The 2,302-nt window shown below is 39.2% G+C and carries 2 protein-coding genes; one reads left to right on the top strand and one right to left on the bottom strand.

The genetic code is table 11. The features are described from left to right. Nucleotides 1–194: 194 nt before the first annotated feature. A complete protein-coding gene (gene rlmB / locus STRDD10_RS09085; protein WP_067195315.1) occupies nucleotides 195–926 on the bottom strand; it encodes a 23S rRNA (guanosine(2251)-2'-O)-methyltransferase RlmB in 732 nt (243 codons plus the stop codon). Between the two features lie 185 nt (nucleotides 927–1,111). On the opposite strand from rlmB, the gene STRDD10_RS09080 reads away from it, so the two are divergent. After that, a complete protein-coding gene (locus STRDD10_RS09080; RefSeq protein WP_067195312.1) occupies nucleotides 1,112–2,068 on the top strand; it encodes an aromatic acid exporter family protein in 957 nt (318 codons plus the stop codon). The last annotated feature ends 234 nt before the right edge of the window (nucleotides 2,069–2,302 follow it).

Below are 2,302 nucleotides of genomic sequence, written 5' to 3'. Positions count from 1 at the left end.
CATTACATCAGCATTAACATCATTATCGGTTTTTTCCCTACTATTAAATTTACCTGATAATCACCTAGTACAATGAAAATCCCCTCACTTCTCCCTCAAAGCCATGGAAGTAGGCTTCCTACTTTATACAGACTCTCTCACCTATCAGTTTGAATATTTCTAATTAAAAGAAATACTCTCATGTAACCACTTCGTCAACTCAGCCTATTTCTAAATACTTCATACATCAAAATAGCCGCTGCCACACTAGCGTTCAAACTTTGGACATGACCATTCATAGGGATCGTAATCATCTCATCTACTTGTTTCTTAATATTTGCTGAAATTCCTTTTCCTTCATTCCCTATAATAAGAGCTAATTTTCCTGAGGTATTCCATCTGTGAGATAGGGTACCATTCATATCCGTACCAAAAATCCAAAAACCTTCTTCTTTTAGTTTGTCTAGTGTTTGACTCAGATTAGTCACACGAGCGATGGGAATGTACTCCACAGCACCAGTTGATGTTTTGGCTACAACAGGTGTTACTCCCACCGCACGGTGTTTCGGAATGATAACACCGGATACGTTGGTTGCATCTGCTGTTCGCAAGATTGAACCTAAATTATGTGGATCTGTTAAGCCATCTAAAACCAGCAAGAGTGGATTTTCTTCCTGAGCTGTTTTCTTTAGGATATCCTTCAGTTCTGTATAGGCAAAGGACGCCACACGAAGAACAAATCCTTGGTGAACTGCTCCTTCTGTCATTTCTTGAAGAATCTTTTTGGGCGTCCATGAGATTGACACCTTCTTCTCTGTCGCTAACAACTTGATGTTCTCGACATTTTTCCCTCGGAGATCCTCTTGAATATATAATTTATTTCCTGTATTGGCTTGTAAAGCCTCGGTGACTGCGTGAACACCGTATACGATATCATTTTTTTCCATACGTCTAGTATATCACAAGATTCTACTCCTGTATGTCGGAAAAGGGTACAGGTTCAATCTTTTGTTAAAGAAAGAAACCTCAACCCTTAAAAATTAAACCATCCTAGATTATTAGGAACTTTAATATCCTTTCTAAAAAGGTTTTCGTGTTATAATGAAGGAATCAAACAAATAGAAAGAACATTATGCCACTTCTTCAACGTACGATTAAACTGGCTCTCGCAACCTGTCTAGCTTCTGCCCTTGCATCCTCTTTTGGACTGACCTATGCTGTTTCTGCTGGTATTATCGCCATCCTTAGCGTATCCGATACACGCCGTAGCACCTTACGGCTCGGATACAATCGTTTTATGTCGACTGTTTTAGCCCTAGTCATTGGGAGTTTTTCTTTCCATCTACTTGGTTTTAACCTTTGGGCACTGGGTATTTATATCCTTCTTTATGTCCCTCTAGCCTATAGATGGGGTTGGGAGATTGGTGTGACGCCGAGTAGTGTCCTTGTTACTCACCTACTCCTTGAGCAATCGACTTCCTGGGTGCTATTGGCGAATGAAATGGCTATTTTTTTGATTGGAACAGGATTTGCTCTTCTTGCCAATCTCTATATGCCCTCCAGGCAAAGAGAAATCAACCAATATCATGAATTAGTCGAAGAGCAACTAAAAAAAATCCTCTATCGCTTTGAACACTTTTTAGGAACCGGTGATGGAAGAAACGATGCTAGCTTAATTCGTGAATTAGACCTAATTTTAGATCAAGCTCTCACTCTTGTTTATTTAGATTATTCAAATCACCTCTTTCATCAGACCAACTACCATATCCACTATTTTGAAATGCGTAAACATCAGAACGCTATTCTTCGGGATATGGCCCAAAATATCAATCACTGCCAGCTTGCAGCTGATGAGAGCAAGATTTTAGCGCAACTCTTTTCCAAGACAGCCCAGCAGTTAAGCCAAGAAAATCCAGCACAACAGTTACTAGATGAAATCGAAAAATATCTGGCCCTCTTTCGAGAACGACCACTCCCCAAGACCCGTCAGGAATTTGAAACCCGAGCTATGCTCCTGCAGCTCTTGCGGGATTTGGAAACCTTTATTCAGATCAAGGTGGAATTTTATCAGAATTACAAAGAAAATTAATTTTCTTTTTCTCTTTACAGACTTTTATGAAGATGTATAATCTAATTAAAAATATTTTTATAGTAGTGACTATTATGAAACAAAGAAGCGGATATTTCAGAAATGCAAGAGGAAGTTGACATCGTCCAAATGAACAATAGACCCCATAATTCCTACAGTGGATTTACCCACTACAGAAATCATAGAGCTAATACTCTTCGAAAATCTCTTCAAGCCACGTCAGCTTCGCCTTAC

This window comes from Streptococcus sp. DD10, from assembly GCF_001578805.1.
Classification (GTDB): Bacteria; Bacillota; Bacilli; order Lactobacillales; family Streptococcaceae; genus Streptococcus.
The sequence above is the reverse complement of the archived record's forward strand: the minus strand, read 5'-3'. Positions and strand labels throughout refer to the sequence as shown.